The organism is Paenibacillus sp. FSL R5-0928 (assembly GCF_037970385.1).
GTDB lineage: Bacteria > Bacillota > Bacilli > Paenibacillales > Paenibacillaceae > Paenibacillus_AQ > Paenibacillus_AQ odorifer.
Genome location: NZ_CP150225.1, coordinates 5,675,232 through 5,690,842 on the forward strand (window position 1 = coordinate 5,675,232; position 15,611 = coordinate 5,690,842).

At 45.7% G+C, this 15,611-nt stretch carries 18 protein-coding genes and 1 other annotated feature; of the genes, 1 reads left to right on the forward strand and 17 read right to left on the reverse strand.

All coding sequences use genetic code 11. The annotated features are described in order from the left end of the window. Positions 1–2: 2 nt before the first annotated feature. The 17 genes from pheA to MKZ16_RS25800 form a co-directional block, all read right to left on the reverse strand. On the reverse strand, positions 3–890 hold the full coding sequence (gene pheA, locus MKZ16_RS25720) for a prephenate dehydratase (protein WP_076105518.1): 888 nt from the start codon (positions 888–890) through the stop codon (positions 3–5). Further along, positions 887–1,864: a homoserine kinase gene (thrB, locus tag MKZ16_RS25725; RefSeq protein ID WP_036685186.1), complete on the reverse strand. Its 978-nt coding sequence runs from the start codon at positions 1,862–1,864 to the stop codon at positions 887–889. Before thrB ends, pheA begins: the two co-directional genes overlap by 4 nt. A 59-nt stretch (positions 1,865–1,923) precedes the next feature. Next, positions 1,924–3,210, reverse strand: coding sequence for a homoserine dehydrogenase (locus tag MKZ16_RS25730; protein WP_036685184.1), 1,287 nt, complete (start codon positions 3,208–3,210; stop codon positions 1,924–1,926). A gap of 33 nt (positions 3,211–3,243) precedes the next feature. After that, the gene (locus MKZ16_RS25735; protein WP_036685183.1) at positions 3,244–3,681 is read right to left on the reverse strand and encodes an ACT domain-containing protein; all 438 of its coding nucleotides are present in this window, start codon (positions 3,679–3,681) and stop codon (positions 3,244–3,246) included. 158 nt (positions 3,682–3,839) lie between these two features. Further along, entirely contained in the window at positions 3,840–5,201 is a 1,362-nt protein-coding gene (locus MKZ16_RS25740; protein ID WP_076105519.1) for a hypothetical protein, read from the reverse strand. A gap of 66 nt (positions 5,202–5,267) precedes the next feature. Beyond that, the gene (locus MKZ16_RS25745; protein WP_076100998.1) at positions 5,268–6,044 is read right to left on the reverse strand and encodes a hypothetical protein; all 777 of its coding nucleotides are present in this window, start codon (positions 6,042–6,044) and stop codon (positions 5,268–5,270) included. A gap of 14 nt (positions 6,045–6,058) precedes the next feature. Next, entirely contained in the window at positions 6,059–6,805 is a 747-nt protein-coding gene (locus MKZ16_RS25750; protein ID WP_076105520.1) for a hypothetical protein, read from the reverse strand. 10 nt (positions 6,806–6,815) lie between these two features. Then, complete coding sequence (locus tag MKZ16_RS25755; RefSeq protein ID WP_076100995.1) at positions 6,816–8,138, reverse strand: SPFH domain-containing protein; 1,323 nt, start codon at positions 8,136–8,138, stop codon at positions 6,816–6,818. 210 nt (positions 8,139–8,348) lie between these two features. Further along, positions 8,349–9,659, reverse strand: a complete 1,311-nt coding sequence (obgE, locus tag MKZ16_RS25760; RefSeq protein WP_076105521.1) for a GTPase ObgE — start codon at positions 9,657–9,659, stop codon at positions 8,349–8,351. Positions 9,660–9,674: 15 nt separating this feature from the next. Next, positions 9,675–10,415, reverse strand: a complete 741-nt coding sequence (locus tag MKZ16_RS25765; RefSeq protein ID WP_076105522.1) for a Spo0B domain-containing protein — start codon at positions 10,413–10,415, stop codon at positions 9,675–9,677. A 243-nt stretch (positions 10,416–10,658) separates the two neighbouring features. Continuing rightward, on the reverse strand, positions 10,659–10,970 hold the full coding sequence (gene rpmA, locus MKZ16_RS25770) for a 50S ribosomal protein L27 (RefSeq protein WP_036685171.1): 312 nt from the start codon (positions 10,968–10,970) through the stop codon (positions 10,659–10,661). A 17-nt stretch (positions 10,971–10,987) separates the two neighbouring features. Further along, on the reverse strand, positions 10,988–11,323 hold the full coding sequence (locus MKZ16_RS25775; RefSeq protein WP_036685168.1) for a ribosomal-processing cysteine protease Prp: 336 nt from the start codon (positions 11,321–11,323) through the stop codon (positions 10,988–10,990). 12 nt (positions 11,324–11,335) lie between these two features. After that, positions 11,336–11,647, reverse strand: coding sequence for a 50S ribosomal protein L21 (rplU, locus tag MKZ16_RS25780; protein WP_036685166.1), 312 nt, complete (start codon positions 11,645–11,647; stop codon positions 11,336–11,338). Positions 11,648–11,661: 14 nt separating this feature from the next. Next, positions 11,662–11,748, reverse strand: a sequence feature (ribosomal protein L21 leader region). Further along, a complete protein-coding gene (locus MKZ16_RS25785) occupies positions 11,663–11,830 on the reverse strand; it encodes a hypothetical protein (RefSeq protein WP_155288184.1) in 168 nt (55 codons plus the stop codon). It overlaps the preceding feature by 86 nt. Next, positions 11,811–13,052 carry an Rne/Rng family ribonuclease gene (locus tag MKZ16_RS25790; protein WP_038573035.1) on the reverse strand — a complete coding sequence of 414 codons (1,242 nt, stop codon included), beginning with the start codon at positions 13,050–13,052 and terminating at the stop codon, positions 11,811–11,813. The genes MKZ16_RS25785 and MKZ16_RS25790 overlap by 20 nt, the downstream gene beginning before the upstream one ends. A gap of 54 nt (positions 13,053–13,106) precedes the next feature. Then, the gene (locus tag MKZ16_RS25795) at positions 13,107–13,949 is read right to left on the reverse strand and encodes a M50 family metallopeptidase (protein WP_076105523.1); all 843 of its coding nucleotides are present in this window, start codon (positions 13,947–13,949) and stop codon (positions 13,107–13,109) included. Then, positions 13,942–14,838: a M23 family metallopeptidase gene (locus tag MKZ16_RS25800; protein WP_076105524.1), complete on the reverse strand. Its 897-nt coding sequence runs from the start codon at positions 14,836–14,838 to the stop codon at positions 13,942–13,944. The genes MKZ16_RS25795 and MKZ16_RS25800 overlap by 8 nt, the downstream gene beginning before the upstream one ends. A gap of 314 nt (positions 14,839–15,152) precedes the next feature. Between MKZ16_RS25800 and MKZ16_RS25805 the strand changes: the two genes are divergently transcribed. Then, on the forward strand, positions 15,153–15,536 hold the full coding sequence (locus MKZ16_RS25805; protein ID WP_076105525.1) for a transposase: 384 nt from the start codon (positions 15,153–15,155) through the stop codon (positions 15,534–15,536). Positions 15,537–15,611: the final 75 nt, after the last annotated feature.

Genomic DNA, 15,611 nt, shown 5'->3' on the forward strand with positions numbered 1-15,611 from the left:
ATTTACTGCACCTCCGCTTTCTCTTCCTCATAGGTGTATGTGGGATACGAGCCCAGAATCCTTACCTGACAGCCTAAAGCACTAATTTCTTCAATAGCCCCTGGCAGCAGAACAGATTCTATCGGTTCCAGCACATCAATATAAAAATAATAAGTACCCAGCTTCTTCTTCGTTGGTCGTGATTCAATCCGCGATAAATTCAGTTTCCGCCAGGAAAAAGCAGCAAGCACCTGATGCAAGGCACCTGGAAAATCCTCTGGCAGCGTTACTAGAACACTCGTCTTTACTCCTGTGCTGCTCCGCGGAAGATCTATCTTCTGTGGACCAACCAGGACAAACCGTGTGTAGTTGTTGTTGTGATCTGTGATTTGCCGATCTACAATCTCCAGCCCATGAGTAGCGGCGCCAAGAGCGGTACCGATAGCAGCCCAGCCCTTACCGGGATTGTTTTTGACGATTTCCACAGCTTCAGAGGTACTTCCGACCGACTCCAGTTCAGCCCAAGGGGCATGCTTACGAACAAATTGCATGCATTGTGCCATTGCTACTGGATGCGAAAGGATTTTTACCATCTTGGTGAAATCCCTGTTGCCGTCTGTATCTGTGAATTCCCTTGGGTTACCGATAAGATTCTGTATCGATGGAAAAATCCATTCCGTCTGCATTGGCAGATCCACTTCATTGATGAGCCAATCGATGTGAAGACTAACTGAGCCTTCAATGGTATTTTCAATCGGAATCACGCTGTAATCGGTGGTACCATTCGCCGTAGAGAGAAATACATCGGAAATTAACTTGTGATGCACAAGCTTTACAGGTTCACCGTTAAACAAATGCAGCAGAGCTTCGTGGGATACCGAGCCCTGCGGCAATACCGCTATTGATTTCATGACCGTACTCCTTTTATCATATCCAAAAATGATACGTTTTGCATCTCGTTTATTTCGAGCAGCTCTGTAGTAACTCCAGAAGCACAAGGTGTTAACCAGCAGGTCCGAGCGGAAATGCCATGTTCCTGCATCGTATTCTTCAAGAAGGCCTCAAGCTCACTCTTGCGGGTCTCTTGGCGATCCACTAAACATAGCAGAGTCGGTCCAGCACCGCTAAGTGCGATCCCTAAAGCACCGTGTTCAGGAGCTTCTGCAAGCAGCTTCTCCATGCCCGGTATAAGCGGTGCACGATACGGCTGATGCAGGCGATCCTGCATCGCTCTGCTAAGCAGATCAAGCCGACCTGATGCCAGCGAAGCCGTCAATAGAGAGGTTCTGCTGATGTTGTACACAGCATCACTAACTGAGATTTCTGTTGGAAGCAATCCCCGCGCTTTTGTGGTTTCCAGTTCGAATTCAGGAATAACCACCAGCACCTCAAGATTTTGTGGTGGTTCTAGCCGAACATAATCCGCATGTTCACCATCCCACACAGCAGTAATAATGCCGCCAAACAAGGAGGCACCCACATTATCGGGATGTTTCTCAAGCTGGGTAGCCATATCAAACAGCTTGCCATTATCCAGCGGAGAGCCAATCATTGTATTTGCTGCGGCCATTCCGCCAATAATAGCTGAGGCACTGCTGCCGAGTCCACGCGTAAGCGGAATCTCCGAGTACATCGATATCGATAATTCAGGCACCGTAACGCCTGCCTCTGCAAATACCATTTGAGCGACCTTATAGAGTAAATTGCTCTTATCCTGAGCCACTCCATTCATCTCATCACCATATAGATGAAAAACAGTCTCCTCTGCTTCCTCCATCTCAATCCAGGCATATAGCGGCAAAGCCATACCTAGAGTATCGAAGCCCGGACCAAGATTGGCAGTACTAGCAGGCACTTTAACCCTAGCTCTTCCGTAAATACTCATAACAGGTACAATCTCCTTACTATGTTTTGAAATATGAAAGTATTAGTTCAGTGACGTGGTTAACCTTCCACTCGATAATGGCTCTTGATCCGGCGGATGACTTTCAGCTCCTCGAAATGGCGCAGCACTTTGTTCATGCTTGCTTTACTAGCGTTATGAGTGACAATAATGATCTCCGCATCAGGATTATTGGGATTGGCTTGCTGAACTACTGAATCCAAACTTACATCATATTCGGCAAACACTTGAGTAATCTTAGCCAATACCCCTGCTTTATCATCAACATGCAGAAGCAAAAAGTTTTTATAAAAAATAGCTTCATCACTCTTAAGCTTTTTCTGCTTGTAAGGTACTTTTTGCTTCAATCCATTAACACCTAGTTTAAGGTTCTTAATGACAGCTACCAAATCAGCTACCACTGAGGTTGCAGTTGGCATAGCGCCCGCACCCGCACCGTAGAACATAGTCTCTCCCACTGCTTCCCCGTATACGTAAACTGCGTTGAACACGCCATTGACGGAAGCCAAGGGATGACTAGCCCGAATCAAGGTTGGCTGAACACTGATGCTGAATTCTTCATCCTGACGTTCAGCGATGCCTAACAGCTTAATTTCATATCCGAGACGTTTCGCAAAGGCGATATCCGCCTTACTCACCTGAGAAATCCCACTCACACTTACATCATGCAGCTCCACGTTAGTACGGAAACCTAAGGTTCCGAGAATCGCCATTTTGCGGGCTGCATCCAGTCCTTCCACATCCGAGGTTGGATCAGACTCTGCGTATCCCAGATCCTGCGCTTCTTTTAACACATCATTATAGGATGCGCCTTCTTGGCTCATTTTGGTTAGTATGTAATTAGTCGTTCCATTCACGATACCTATAATTTTCATAATCTTATCCGAGGAAAAGCCCTCGATAAGTGTGCGGATAATCGGAATGCCTCCTGCAACGCTAGCCTCATAAAAGACATCACATTGCTTCTCCTGCGCCTTAGCAAGAATCTCTGATCCGTGCAGCGCCATCAAATCCTTGTTCGCAGTCACGACATGTTTACCGCGTTCCAAAGCTTCAAGAATATATTCTTTAGTTCCCGCGATTCCCCCCATAACTTCAACGATGACATCAATTTCAGGATCACGAATAACATCCCATGGATCTGTCGTTATTTTAGCAGGATCAACCTCGATTTCGCGTGGTTTATTAGAATTATTCACAGCTATACGTTCAATGACAATTGAAGAGCCTACCTGGCTGCTTAAATCCTCTTGATTCCCTTCCACGATACGAACTACACCTGTGCCTACTGTTCCCAGGCCCAGCAACCCCACTTTAACCGGCTTCATCTGTCTCCTCCTAAAAGTTTACGAATATAGTTCCTATCCCTGTCCAACGATTAAAGCACGCTTCACTCCTGGAATCTCTTTCAGACTATCCAGCATCTCTCCGAGTTCCTCATTTAAGTGTGAAATTTCTACGGAGATCACCACATTTGCCCGCCCTTGCAGCGGAATACTCTGGTGAATCGTCAGCACATTAGCCCCATGTCCCGCTACAGAACCTAGTACCTTGGAAAGCATTCCAGATTCGTGCTCCAAATCCATGGAAATCGTAACGATCCGCTCCCGTTCGAGCTGATGGATCAAATGAATTCCATCCTTGTATTTATAAAAAGCGCTTCGGCTTAATCCCACCTGCTCTACACCTTCATTTACGGTCTTCGCATCCCCGGCCTCAAGCAATTGTTTAACCTGCATAGTCTTAAGTACAGCATCAGGTAATATGTCCTCCCGGACCAAATAATAGCGTTCTTTCACGAACGTCCTCACCTCAAAGACTTTTGTGTTTTCTTAGTGGACATTATATCGGAAAAAGCCTGTAAATTGCAATAACTTTATCTGGATACTCTGAGGTCGGGGAGTTAGACGCAATAAAACCCCCGGATTCCCGGGGGCAGTTGGCAATCGTATGTACACTAACTGTATGGAATCGTCGTCCCGCAATAGTCACAGATCTTATCCTGCCTTGGAAGTACTCTACTCTTAGCACCGCAACTCGGACAAACGATGGATTTCGGCAGTTGGACAGGTGGTTTAGGCCTATTCTCCGGCAATGACTGCCGCCCAGATGATGGCTGGTTCTCTGATGCCGCGGAGGGCTGTGCCCGGTCAGGATGCACAAGATTGGGCGGTTGTTTATCTAAGAGCTTAACACGTCCTTCATAATAGACAAGATCAGAAGCAAGTAACCCCCATCTCACTAAATACCGTAGGTCTCTACGTACATCATCTTCACTTTGTTTCGTGATATCAGCTAAATTACCGATATGTCTAACATCATCCACTATGATCAGCATGAGATACTTCTTGCACAGAAAATCAAAGTTTTCTGTTGCGAAGGTAGCCCTCCCTGCAAAGCTGTCCGCCGGAATTATAAAGATCAAGTAGAGGACCACCAGAATGATCAATAAAGTGAACCACTTAAAATCCCCTTTGTAGGTCCCCACGGCGAAGAGGACGGCAAGTTCCATAAAAGCTCCCATACATACATGATAGAGCAATTTATAGTTAAATGATTTCCGCTCATTCTTATAATGAGTGCTTACAAAACGAAGCATCGCAAGTACAAACCCAAGCGGAGCAAACAAATAGGCAATCGCCATGATGATTCGATCAAACACTGTCCGGTCTCGCTTGTTACGATAGCGAAGGTTATTCTCAGGCGCACGCACCAGTGCTTGTGCCCGTTTAGAATAAATAAGCTTCGGCGGCAATTTTACAAATGGGTTATCTACACGTCCTTCATAATAAACAATATCTGGAGAAAGTACTCCCTGATCTTTTAAATATTCCAAAACCTCGCGGACGTTCTCTTCACTGAATCCGCGAATATCGGATAGGCTGCCGATATGCCTTATGCCGTCCACAAGAACCAATGCGATATAGTCATTGCAAAGATAGGTGAATCCCTCTCTCCATCCTACGGCCCTAACGGATAATTTAATGGCGGGAATTCTAAACAATGCGTAGGTAATCACCAGCCTGATCAAGAGTGCGACATAATCGATTTGACCGAGTAGCTTGCTAATAATGAAATAGATCGCCAATTCTACAAAGGCACCCATAAACGCATGATAAAACAGGTTAATATTGCTTGCTTTGCGCTGTCTCTTGGAATGTGTAGATAATAACCGGATGGCAGCCAATATAAAGCCAACCGGAGCAAATACATACGCAAACACAATAGTCGTATAATCAAACGCCGTCCGCTCATATTCATGCTTGTACACGGGTTTTCCCGATGTCGGCGGCTGTCTGCGTATATCCAATCCACTCATTTTGTCTTTAATCCCCTTATTTATGTAATCCTATATGCGATGCAGCTAATCTGTTGGTTGACGGCATTAATTGTACGGGATCTTCGTTCCACAGTAATCACAGCTTTTAGATTGGCTTGGGAGCACAGTATTCTGGGCTCCGCACCCCGGACAACGGATAGACTTAGGCAGTTGCGGCGGAGACTGAGGCTGCACAGGTATCTGCTGCCCCGATGCTTGGGTTCTCCCCGTTCCTTCGAAGCCCGAAGTACTTCCAGGGTAACCTTGATTAGCTGCTGATGACTCTGGCGTCTGGCGCCCTTCGGATAATGCAATATCAATATTAAGCAGCCCTTTATCCTTCAGATACTGGACATCTCTTCGTACATCACTTTCACTTTGGCCTATTCGTTCAGATATACTGCCAATATGCCGGATATTCTTATTTTGAATCAGCTCTATATAAGAAGTGTTAAGCTTAGAAAGGGTATATTTAGCTTTCGCTGTCACACTGGCCAGTATAAAAGCTGGAGTCAAAAACATGATTGCAATTAAAATAAGCGTTGATACTAATTCAGAAGTTCCAAATTCCCCATTGAGCGCACTAGAAAACATGGCAATAGAAAGTTCAACAAACCCACCAATAAATACATGCATCAGCAGGTTGAGGTTAGTCGGTCTGCGGTAATTTTTGTAATGCGTTGTCATCAAACGCAACAAGGCAAGTACAAGTCCAACGGGCATCAGCAGATAAGCCGCCGCGAGAATAACATAATCAAACCCGGTACGTTCGTATTTAAGCCGGGGAACGGCTGCATTTCCTCCCGGGAGCGGTGACGGCTCTTGTAGGTTCAAACTGTTCATGTAGTAAACTCCTCCTATTTAAGTGCCGCTAATTCACGGTTACGCCGCTGAAGTGTAGACTTTATACTCTCTGACATCGCATTTATTTCTACCTGCCAGCCCTCATGTGGCTCTTGGGTCGCCAGCAGTAGCTTCACGTGATCATGTAACAGGGAAATCTGCTGCTGGAGAATATCCTCTGTAGCATATAAAGACGGTTCTGATATCGGATCACTGTACTTAAATTTTTCCTCCAACATATCTAACACGTTCACTAGCTGCTCGGATTCGGAATTCTTCCAGCTACTAGCCAGCTCACTCATTTCAGTTAATTCGTTCTGATACCGCCGAAACTTTTGTAAAGACTTATTAGCTTGCTGTTCCCCTGTCCCAGCATTCCACCCGTAAAGCCCTATCGCGGCCAAAGTGATCGCCCCTAACACAAGAATCAGCAGTTGTTCAGCTGCGTACCACAAGGCGGGTAACTCCAGCAGCCAATCGAAGAGTAAGGCCGATACAAATACGATGACTGCATAGATTCCCGTAATGATTGCACCGCTGATAAGAACAGGCGGAGTCTGCTGAATGCTACTTGCAGTTCGGAGCCATAAAATACAATAGCCATAGATTACACTCTCTGCTAGCAGAACCGCGGATAAAGAAATTGTGAACCGAAACAGTGAGTCGGAGAAACCTAATCCAATAAACGAGAACACTGTCAGTACTATAGCTACCGCATAAATGACGGTAATAATGTATATATATCTCCTGCTTTTGTTCATTAGGTCCTCCTTAGCCTGCTTTTGTTCCGCACTCTGCACAGAATTTTTGTCCAGCTTTCAGCTCATGTCCACAGCCGCTGCATTTAATCACCATGCTGTCTCCACAATGAGGACAGAATTTCACCCCTGGCGCTACCATAGTCCCACATTTACCGCAAGCTTTAGGCATTTCTTTTCCACAGGAGACACAAGAAGCCGCTCCCTCAGGATTATCTGCTTTACAGGATGGGCAAGGACGATAAGGATTCCCGCAACCTGGACAGAACTTAGCTCCCGCATTTAGTTCATGCCCGCATTCAAAACATTTAATCTTGTTCGCAGAGGGAGAACCTTGCGGGTTGCCTCCAAGTGCCTGCCCACAACCGCTGCAGAACCGTCCCTCTACTGGATTCATAACACCACACTTAGAGCAGGAACGCTGCTCTTGACGTATAACTGTAGTCCCTGAATCCAAGTTCATCCCTCTAGTCATACGGTTCACCATATCCATAGCGGGTCCAGCAAATCCCATTCCAAGTCCAAGCCCCATCCCGGTGTTCATCATGCCCACTCCAAGATTGCCGGGATTACCTGCCGCTTCTTCCATCGTGTCAAAACCACGCTCCTGCTGATAGGTGAATCCGATGATATCCATTTCTGCTTTTTTAGCCAAAGCTTCCTTCAAACGAATCGTTGCCGGATCATCCTCTGGAATATTGATCGAATCAATATAGAAATTATTCAGCTCAATGCCATTATCCAAGAAAGCCGAGGCTAGTCGGCCCTGAATATGTTTGGAGATCTCTGCAACATAAGCATTAATCTCCAGTATGCTGATTTGCTTGTGCACAAGGTAAGAAGAAATAAGTTCATTTATATTCGACATCAGCAGTCCGCGGAAATAACTGATAAGCGTTTCATGATCAAACTGCGGGAGTGTCCCTACGAGCTTCAGCAAGAATTTTCGCGGATCATCGATTTTTACACCAAACTGCCCAAAAGAGCGAACAGAAATCATAATTTTGTATTTAGGATCCTGAAGCTGTAAAGGCGAGCTTGTTCCCCATTTGACATTCATCGAATTCGTCTTATTCACATACCATACTTCAGCCGTAAATGGTGATTTTCCACCAAAAGGAAGATTAACGATATTGGATAAAATAGGTATATTAGCGGTACTTAGAGTGTGCCGCCCAGCTGTAAAGGAATCAAGCGCTTGTCCGCCCTTGAATAGAATCGCTTCCTGGGATTCATTAACGATTAGTTGTGTCCATGTTCCCAGCTCCTGGTTAGGATATTTCCATGCAAATATACCTGGAGGACCGTCATACTTCACCACTTCTATAATTGCCATCTGCTATTCCTTCTTTCATTATCTTATATATAAATAACGTGTATGCTCCCAAATGGGAATTAGTGTATTTCGATATTTATTGTATACGATATATATCGTGTTTTGGGTTCTTTTATTGAAAAAAATTACTGATCTCCTCACAAAAAAAGCGCCAACTATGCCATCCCTTTACAGGAAAACCATAGTTGGCGCTTCATAGTCAGCTAAATATTAATAGTAGCTGCTGTTCTCAACGAATTCGAATTCGAAATCAGCGATACGGACAATTGTTCCTTCTACAGCACCGCGTTTACGAAGCTCTGCATCTACACCCATATGACGCAAAGTCCGTGCCAGCTTGAGAATCGCATCATGTGTGCTAAGCTGCATGCGCTTCAGCATACGTTCGATACGTGGGCTTGTGACCACAAATGCCTCGTTATCACGTGTAATAGTAAACGAATTATCCTCTTCTGCTTCCAGCTTATACACCTTACGTTCAGTAGTTTCAGCAACTTCCTCAACCACCGGAGCAACCGGAATACTGTCGAGAATATCCGTTGCACGATATAAGAGCTCCTGAACACCCTGACGGGTAAGGGATGAAACTGGCATGATTTCTAAATCCGGCCGCACCTCAGCTACGCGTTCACGGAAAGAAATAAGATTCTCTTCTGATTCAGGCATATCCATCTTATTCGCCGCCACAATCTGCGGACGATCGATTAGACTAGCATTGTACTGCTTCAGCTCATCATTAATTAGAACCCAATCCTCGAAGGGATCACGACCCTCAGAGCCAGACATATCAACTACATGAATGATGATACGCGTACGTTCAACGTGACGCAGGAATTCGTGACCCAGACCTATGCCTTCACTAGCTCCCTCGATTAATCCTGGCAGATCCGCCATCACAAAGCTTCGGCCATCCCCAACATCCACTACCCCTAAATTCGGTGTAATTGTTGTGAAATGGTAAGCTCCGATTTTGGGCTGAGCTGCGGACACAACCGACAGCAACGTAGATTTACCCACACTCGGGAAGCCTACAAGCCCTACATCAGCCATTACCTTAAGTTCCATAACCACATAACGCTCTTGGCCTTCTTCACCGTTCTCCGCAAGCTCTGGTGCAGTATTATTAGCTGTGGCAAAACGGGTGTTACCCCGGCCTCCACGGCCTCCACGTGCAACTACAACCTGTTGTCCATGACGCGTCATATCGGCAATGATCTCTTGCGTATCATCGTCAATCAGAATGGTTCCTGGCGGAATACGAACGATCATATGATCCGCATTCGCTCCATGTTGGCTTTTGTTCCGTCCTTTAATCCCTTTGTCAGCTTTGAAGTGGCGCTGATAACGGAAATCCATCAACGTGCGCAGTCCCTCATCTACACGGAAAATAACGTCGCCTCCACGGCCTCCGTCACCACCGGCAGGACCACCCTCCGGTACATATTTCTCCCGGCGAAACGCAACGAGACCATCCCCGCCGTCACCGCCTTTAACATAAATCTTAGCTTTATCTACGAACATAAATGTTCACCTTCCTCACATTTCAAGCGGTAATCGCAGCTCTACATAAGCCCTGCTAGGCTTAAACTGCTCTGCTTTCATGATTTTTCCTTGTACTATATTATAAATTTGCCCTTTGAGCAGCTCGGGATTGCCATGCTCCCCCTCGCCTTCGAAGGAGATAAGAATGTCTCCTCCATCCTGAAAAAAGCCAAGGCGCAGCTTGCGCGTCTCCCCCTGAGGAGCCAGCCCGTTGTACTGATAAGCCCGTATGGTCTGCATAATCACTGAAGTCAGCTCATCTCCTGCTTCTGGATTTAGCTTGTCCTCTAGCTGCAACCCTTCCTCCACCTGAACTTCCAATTCCAGACTAGACCTGTTAGTTCGGAAGGATTGGATATAGAAAACCAATGAAGGAATGCCCAACTTAGCGATACGACTATCAAGTGCTATGCGTTCCTTTATTCTTTCCACACACTCCACGGATTTATTAGGCTTTCCAAGCTGAATATATCCGTATAGAATCTGCAAATCGTTCATCCAATCATGTCGATGATGATTCAGTGTCCGAATCGCCGCCTGTTGCAGAGTGTTCTCTTGTATACGCAGCTCCCGTTCATAATGACGCTGGCTCCAGATAAAACTGAAAGCAACGATTGCCACTACCCAGACTCCGAGTAATAGACACGTCAGAAGAGAAGTATGCCAATACAAAAGACCTAAAGGAAGCATTACGGATAACATGACTGCCCAGATTGCACTTTTCCAGGATTTCATTCTTTCTCCCCGTCCCTCAGTTCGCAAAATTCATGACTTCGTTTAGATTATTTGTTTTGTTAGTATCATTTACCATTTCCTAGTATAACACACGCGTTCACTGTAGTTCACCAGAGATAATAACGAGATTTTCACATCTATCTAACCCTTCCAACTTTGCAACACAAATAATTATGAATATTCTACAAAAAAGCCTCCGGCACTCATGCCGGAGGCTTCTACTTGCTCATATGGTCCGTAAGCTTACGCTTCCAGTGCCGCTGCTACCGGAGCGACATCAACTGGGTACACGCTCACTTTTTTACGATCGCGGCCCCAACGTTCGAACTTCACTACGCCATCCACCATTGCGAACAAAGTATCATCTTTACCGATGCCTACGTTAGTTCCTGGGTGAATTTTTGTTCCGCGTTGACGAACCAAGATGTTACCGCCGGTTACTGCTTGACCGTCAGCACGTTTCACGCCAAGACGTTTGGAATGGGAATCCCGTCCGTTTTTTGTGGAACCTACACCTTTTTTCGATGCGAACAATTGAAGATTCAATTTCAACATGTTGTCAACCTCCTTCTTTAAATATTTACTTGCTGTATTTGAATATACTTCCCGTATGATTCTGCGATATCATTCAGCATCACGACCATGGATTCGAGCAGCAATTGTACCTTCGCGGAAGTATCGAAATCTTCAACAGAACTTAATGTTCCACTTAAGAATCCGTTCTTCATGGACGTGTCCATGGAGATTCCGGTCAAGGTCTCAATCGAATTGACGGTTCCAACTGTTACAGCGGATACCCCGGCACATACGATATCTTCGCCACGCTTCGCATAACCCGCATGCCCCTTAACCTCAAAGCCAACGATAGTTCCTAGATCCGATAATCGTGTAATCCGCACGCTAATCATTAACGCACCTTCTTACGCTTGAATCTTCTCGATAGTTACTTTCGTGTACGGTTGACGATGACCTTGTTTCTTGTGGTAGTTCTTCTTAGGTTTGTATTTGTAAACTACAACCTTAGCGCCTTTACCATGTTTCTCGACTTTAGCTGTTACAGACGCACCGCTTACTAGCGGAGTTCCTGCAGTCAGACCACCATCGTTAGAAACAGCCAATACACGGTCAAAAGTTACACTTGCGCCGTCTTCAGCTTCCAACTTTTCAATGAACAAAACGTCGCCCTCTTGGACTTTGTATTGTTTACCACCAGTTTCGATAATTGCATACATTTTACTTGCACCTCCTCATGTCTCAGACTCGCCTAGTCTAGGTGGCAGAATTCCCGTAGGAACTGCGCTTATGTACCCGATCGGAGCGGTTACAGCATGTGCAGGATCAACTGCATCAAACACATACTTGAAGATAGTATCATACTTATGACTTATCGTCAACTCATTCCAGCCATTCTCCAACTTTTCCGGTTCCCCCGCAGCACTGGCAAATCACAGGCGCAAAGCTGGCTGAATCATGCCTTGCCTTCTTTCTGGTCATCTCGAGCAGCCCGAGTCTTGTCCACCCCAAAATATGTGTTTTGGTGCGATCCTTGCAGATCACTTTCTCTAATCGCTCTGTGACCATCTTGCGGTGAAGCTCTTGTTCCATATCAATAAAATCGACAATAATGATTCCACCAGTATCGCGTAACCGGATCAAACGACCGATCTCCTCAGCTGCGAGCAAATTCGTATTGGTAACCGTTTCTTCAAGCGATGCTCCGCCAATGTATTGAGCGGTGTTGACATCAATTACGGTTAACGCCTCTGTCTCATCCCAGATCATTGTTGCTCCGCCCTCCAGCGTGATTTTGCGGCTGAAGCTCTTGAGCAATTGATCCTGAATACCATAAGCAGCGAAAATAGACTCCGCTCCATTATAAAGACAGACTGGCTTGTACCCTTCAGGAGCCATATCGTCCAGAAAGGCTGTTGCTTCTCTAGCTGCGGCAGATGAATCAATAATCAACTGATCCCGTTGCGGATTAAAGGCATCTCTTATAAAGCGTTGGACAATACTAAGATCACGATGTAGTAAAGCGGGAGCCTCTACCGTCTGTGCTTTACGTGTAATATTCTCCCATTGGGCACGCAGAAAGGAAAGATCGCCCTCCACAGCTTCATGTGGCTCGTCCTGAGAAACTGTCCGCATGATAAGCCCTTCTTCTTTCATTCGCAGACGTTCTCCGATTCCTTTGAGACGGCTGCGCTCTGCTTCCCGGCTTATTTTTTTGGAGACACCGACGTATTCTGCAAAGGGCATGTACACCATCCAGCGCCCGGGCAACGTATAATGAGTCGTTACACGCGCGCCTTTTCCGCCGCTTGGCTCTTTCCGCACTTGAACAACAATATCCTGTCCCGGCTGCAAAAGCGTCTCGATAGAGGGCTTCACATCAGGCTGTTTATCCAAATTAGGGTGCAATACATCATCAACATATAAAAAAGCATTCTTCTTCTGTCCGATATCAACAAAAGCAGCCTGCATACCTGGAAGTACGTTAATCACACGGCCTTTGTAATAACTGCCGACCAACCCTTGCTGCTGATCGCGTTCAGCCGCGTACTCCACCAGCCTTCCGTTTTCCAGAAGAGCCATTCGGGTAATGTGCTGCGTGCAGTGAACGATCATCTGTTTCATGGCTTCACCTCTGGTTTCGTTCGTTCATTCCTTCACATTCTCTGCATAAATACACTATATTCCGAAGTAGGTTGATATTAAGCGCTGTTCCGGCACAACAGCAACAACATTTCCTTTACCGTTTAACACATAGATAAAATGATATTGATTACGTTTAAATAGACGCAATATATCATCTAAAGGTTTCGCAGATAATGCAACTATTGGACGAGCTACGCTTCCTGTTCGCAAATGATACTCATAAACAGCCTCCCGATTCATCAAAAAAGCAACAAACCGGTACGGTAAATTACGATGGTCGGTAAAATTCGAATACAGCAAAAAAGCTCCGATCATGACCATATTCAGCCTAAGGCCTCCACCTGCTCCAAGAGGCAGCACCGCATATATAATCACAAGGACACTTGCGGCTACACTCACCCGTCCAGTCCATAACAAAGTGTAGTAATAAGGAAGCACTAAACTAATAGTGGCCTGAAGCACTTTACCTCCGTCAAGCGGCAGCACTGGCACTAGATTAAAAAGTCCAATCATGGCATTGGCATGAATAAAATAGGTCAGAAATTCCTGATTGCCATAACCGGCTTGTTGAAGTCCCAAAGCAATTACAATCATAATTCCATTTTGCAGTGGACCGGCAAGGGCAATTCCGATCTCACGACTAGCTGTAAGCCGCCCATGATCTTCAATAACAGCCACTCCGCCAAACGGAAGAAGCTGAACCGACTTAACTGTAACACCAGCCATAAGAGCCGCAACGACATGTCCCATTTCATGAATGAAGACAATCGTAAATAAGGTGAGCAGCTCTAGAAATTGTCCCGTGATCACGGAGAATAACATAATGATCACGAACAGTGGATGTAGTGACAGTTCGATACCAAAGATCCTAATCAAACGATACCACTTCTGTAGGATCAATATAAGTCTTGTCTTTCATCACTGCGAAAAACAGTGTGGAAGCTGAGGATACGTCCTTCTCCATCATCCAACCGAGTGAATCCCCGCTCTGCACCCAGTCATCAACCTCCAGCTTGGTGCCGCTCAAATGTCCGTATTCTGCGGTGACACCGCCTGAATGCTGAACAGCAATTCGAATGCCCCCTTCCAGCTCTTTAGAGATGGAGAGAATACGTCCCATGTCTATACTTTTCACCGTCACATTTAAGGTTGAATCGATTTGAGGCATAATTTCCACCCCTTTTAGCGTAGAAGCAAAAGGCTGGACAATGCTCCCAGCAATCGGCGCAGTGAGTTGATGATGAGCGGCCACTTTTTGAGCAGGCTCATCTTTATCCCCAAATATCGGAATGAACGCTGGAGCTCCGTTAAAGTTCTCCTCATACCAAACTCTCACAGCCGTGAAATCCATGTCATTGCTTAACGCATCACTAATAAAAGCTTGCATCTTATACGACCATGGCTGATGTACCGCAAAGACCCCCCACACTGCTCCAAACACAAGAACACTAGCAACAAAGCGCCGAATAAAACCGGCAGCAAAATTCGAGCCTCCACCGCCATCATCCTCCCAGCCTCCACGACTCTTTTTCCACATCACCTCTGGATCGGGCTCTACAGAGAATTGATCCGCATTCTTAAATCCTGTTCCCCATTCCTTAAAGCTCGTACTCTTATCCGGCATAATAAATAAAGGGGGAGTCTCCGCTATTTCTAGTTCTTGGACTTCTGAAACTCCTGAGACTGCTGAGACTTCCGGGAGTTCCTCCAATAAACTACGAATACGCTCCTTGCGGCGATTCTTGATATCTGATTTCTGATCCATATTTATCCCTCCGGACGGGCTTGTTTTACTTCCATTTTATGAAGCACGGAAGTCTCTTTAGAACAAGCCCCTCCAAGGTAGGCCATATAAATACCGGAAAGTACTAGCATGAGCTAAGCTTTTAAGCAAGAAATATAAGACTGGCTATTATTGTGTTCCTTAAGTTCACATTATTAAGGCAAAATATGTAACCGTCAAACCCGGCGTCATCTGAATCTTCCCACAGATCTTCTACTGATTGACTCGACTACGGTCACGGCGGCAAACTCCCGAGTGCCTTGGGCCCCATACAAAAATTCAGAGGGGGCATTAAGTTGCATGGCGCCTGGACTCATGACCAGCGCATACCTCTGAACGTGGAGGAATCGATCGCAAAGCGACATCGGGTCGTTGAATTTGAAAATAACCGGGGTGAAATTGTGCGGGTTGTGACCGATGTGAGAAAAGCTTCTCCTCACGTTATCGCTAAGAATTATAAGACATGCTGGCAAATTGAAGTCTTTTTCCGGTGGATTAAACAGCATCTGAATGTGCCTTATCTATTTGGAACGACAGAAAATGCGGTATATAGTCAATTATTTGTGGCCCTTGCCGTCTATGTGCTCCAGAAATACATTTTTGATGAAATTCATTCCAGCGTGCCTATCTTTACTCAACTGACCTTTTTGGGAATTTGTGCGGTATTTGCGCATGTTTAATCTTCCATTGGAGCGGCTGGTTCAGCTTAGCCTGCTCTGGAATAAATGGAATTCCGGAATATCTGCCATCCCATA

Excerpts from the sequence above, each read along its gene's own strand:
- pheA (WP_076105518.1), bottom strand. The coding sequence starts at position 890 with ATGAAATCAATAGCGGTATTGCCGCAGGGCTCGGTATCCCACGAAGCT.
- thrB (WP_036685186.1), bottom strand. The coding sequence starts at position 1,864 with ATGAGTATTTACGGAAGAGCTAGGGTTAAAGTGCCTGCTAGTACTGCC.
- MKZ16_RS25730 (WP_036685184.1), bottom strand. The coding sequence starts at position 3,210 with ATGAAGCCGGTTAAAGTGGGGTTGCTGGGCCTGGGAACAGTAGGCACA.
- MKZ16_RS25740 (WP_076105519.1), bottom strand. The coding sequence starts at position 5,201 with ATGAGTGGATTGGATATACGCAGACAGCCGCCGACATCGGGAAAACCC.
- MKZ16_RS25745 (WP_076100998.1), bottom strand. The coding sequence starts at position 6,044 with ATGAACAGTTTGAACCTACAAGAGCCGTCACCGCTCCCGGGAGGAAAT.
- MKZ16_RS25750 (WP_076105520.1), bottom strand. The coding sequence starts at position 6,805 with ATGAACAAAAGCAGGAGATATATATACATTATTACCGTCATTTATGCG.
- MKZ16_RS25755 (WP_076100995.1), bottom strand. The coding sequence starts at position 8,138 with ATGGCAATTATAGAAGTGGTGAAGTATGACGGTCCTCCAGGTATATTT.
- obgE (WP_076105521.1), bottom strand. The coding sequence starts at position 9,659 with ATGTTCGTAGATAAAGCTAAGATTTATGTTAAAGGCGGTGACGGCGGG.
- MKZ16_RS25765 (WP_076105522.1), bottom strand. The coding sequence starts at position 10,415 with ATGAAATCCTGGAAAAGTGCAATCTGGGCAGTCATGTTATCCGTAATG.
- rpmA (WP_036685171.1), bottom strand. The coding sequence starts at position 10,970 with ATGTTGAAATTGAATCTTCAATTGTTCGCATCGAAAAAAGGTGTAGGT.
- MKZ16_RS25775 (WP_036685168.1), bottom strand. The coding sequence starts at position 11,323 with ATGATTAGCGTGCGGATTACACGATTATCGGATCTAGGAACTATCGTT.
- rplU (WP_036685166.1), bottom strand. The coding sequence starts at position 11,647 with ATGTATGCAATTATCGAAACTGGTGGTAAACAATACAAAGTCCAAGAG.
- MKZ16_RS25790 (WP_038573035.1), bottom strand. The coding sequence starts at position 13,052 with ATGAAACAGATGATCGTTCACTGCACGCAGCACATTACCCGAATGGCT.
- MKZ16_RS25800 (WP_076105524.1), bottom strand. The coding sequence starts at position 14,838 with ATGGATCAGAAATCAGATATCAAGAATCGCCGCAAGGAGCGTATTCGT.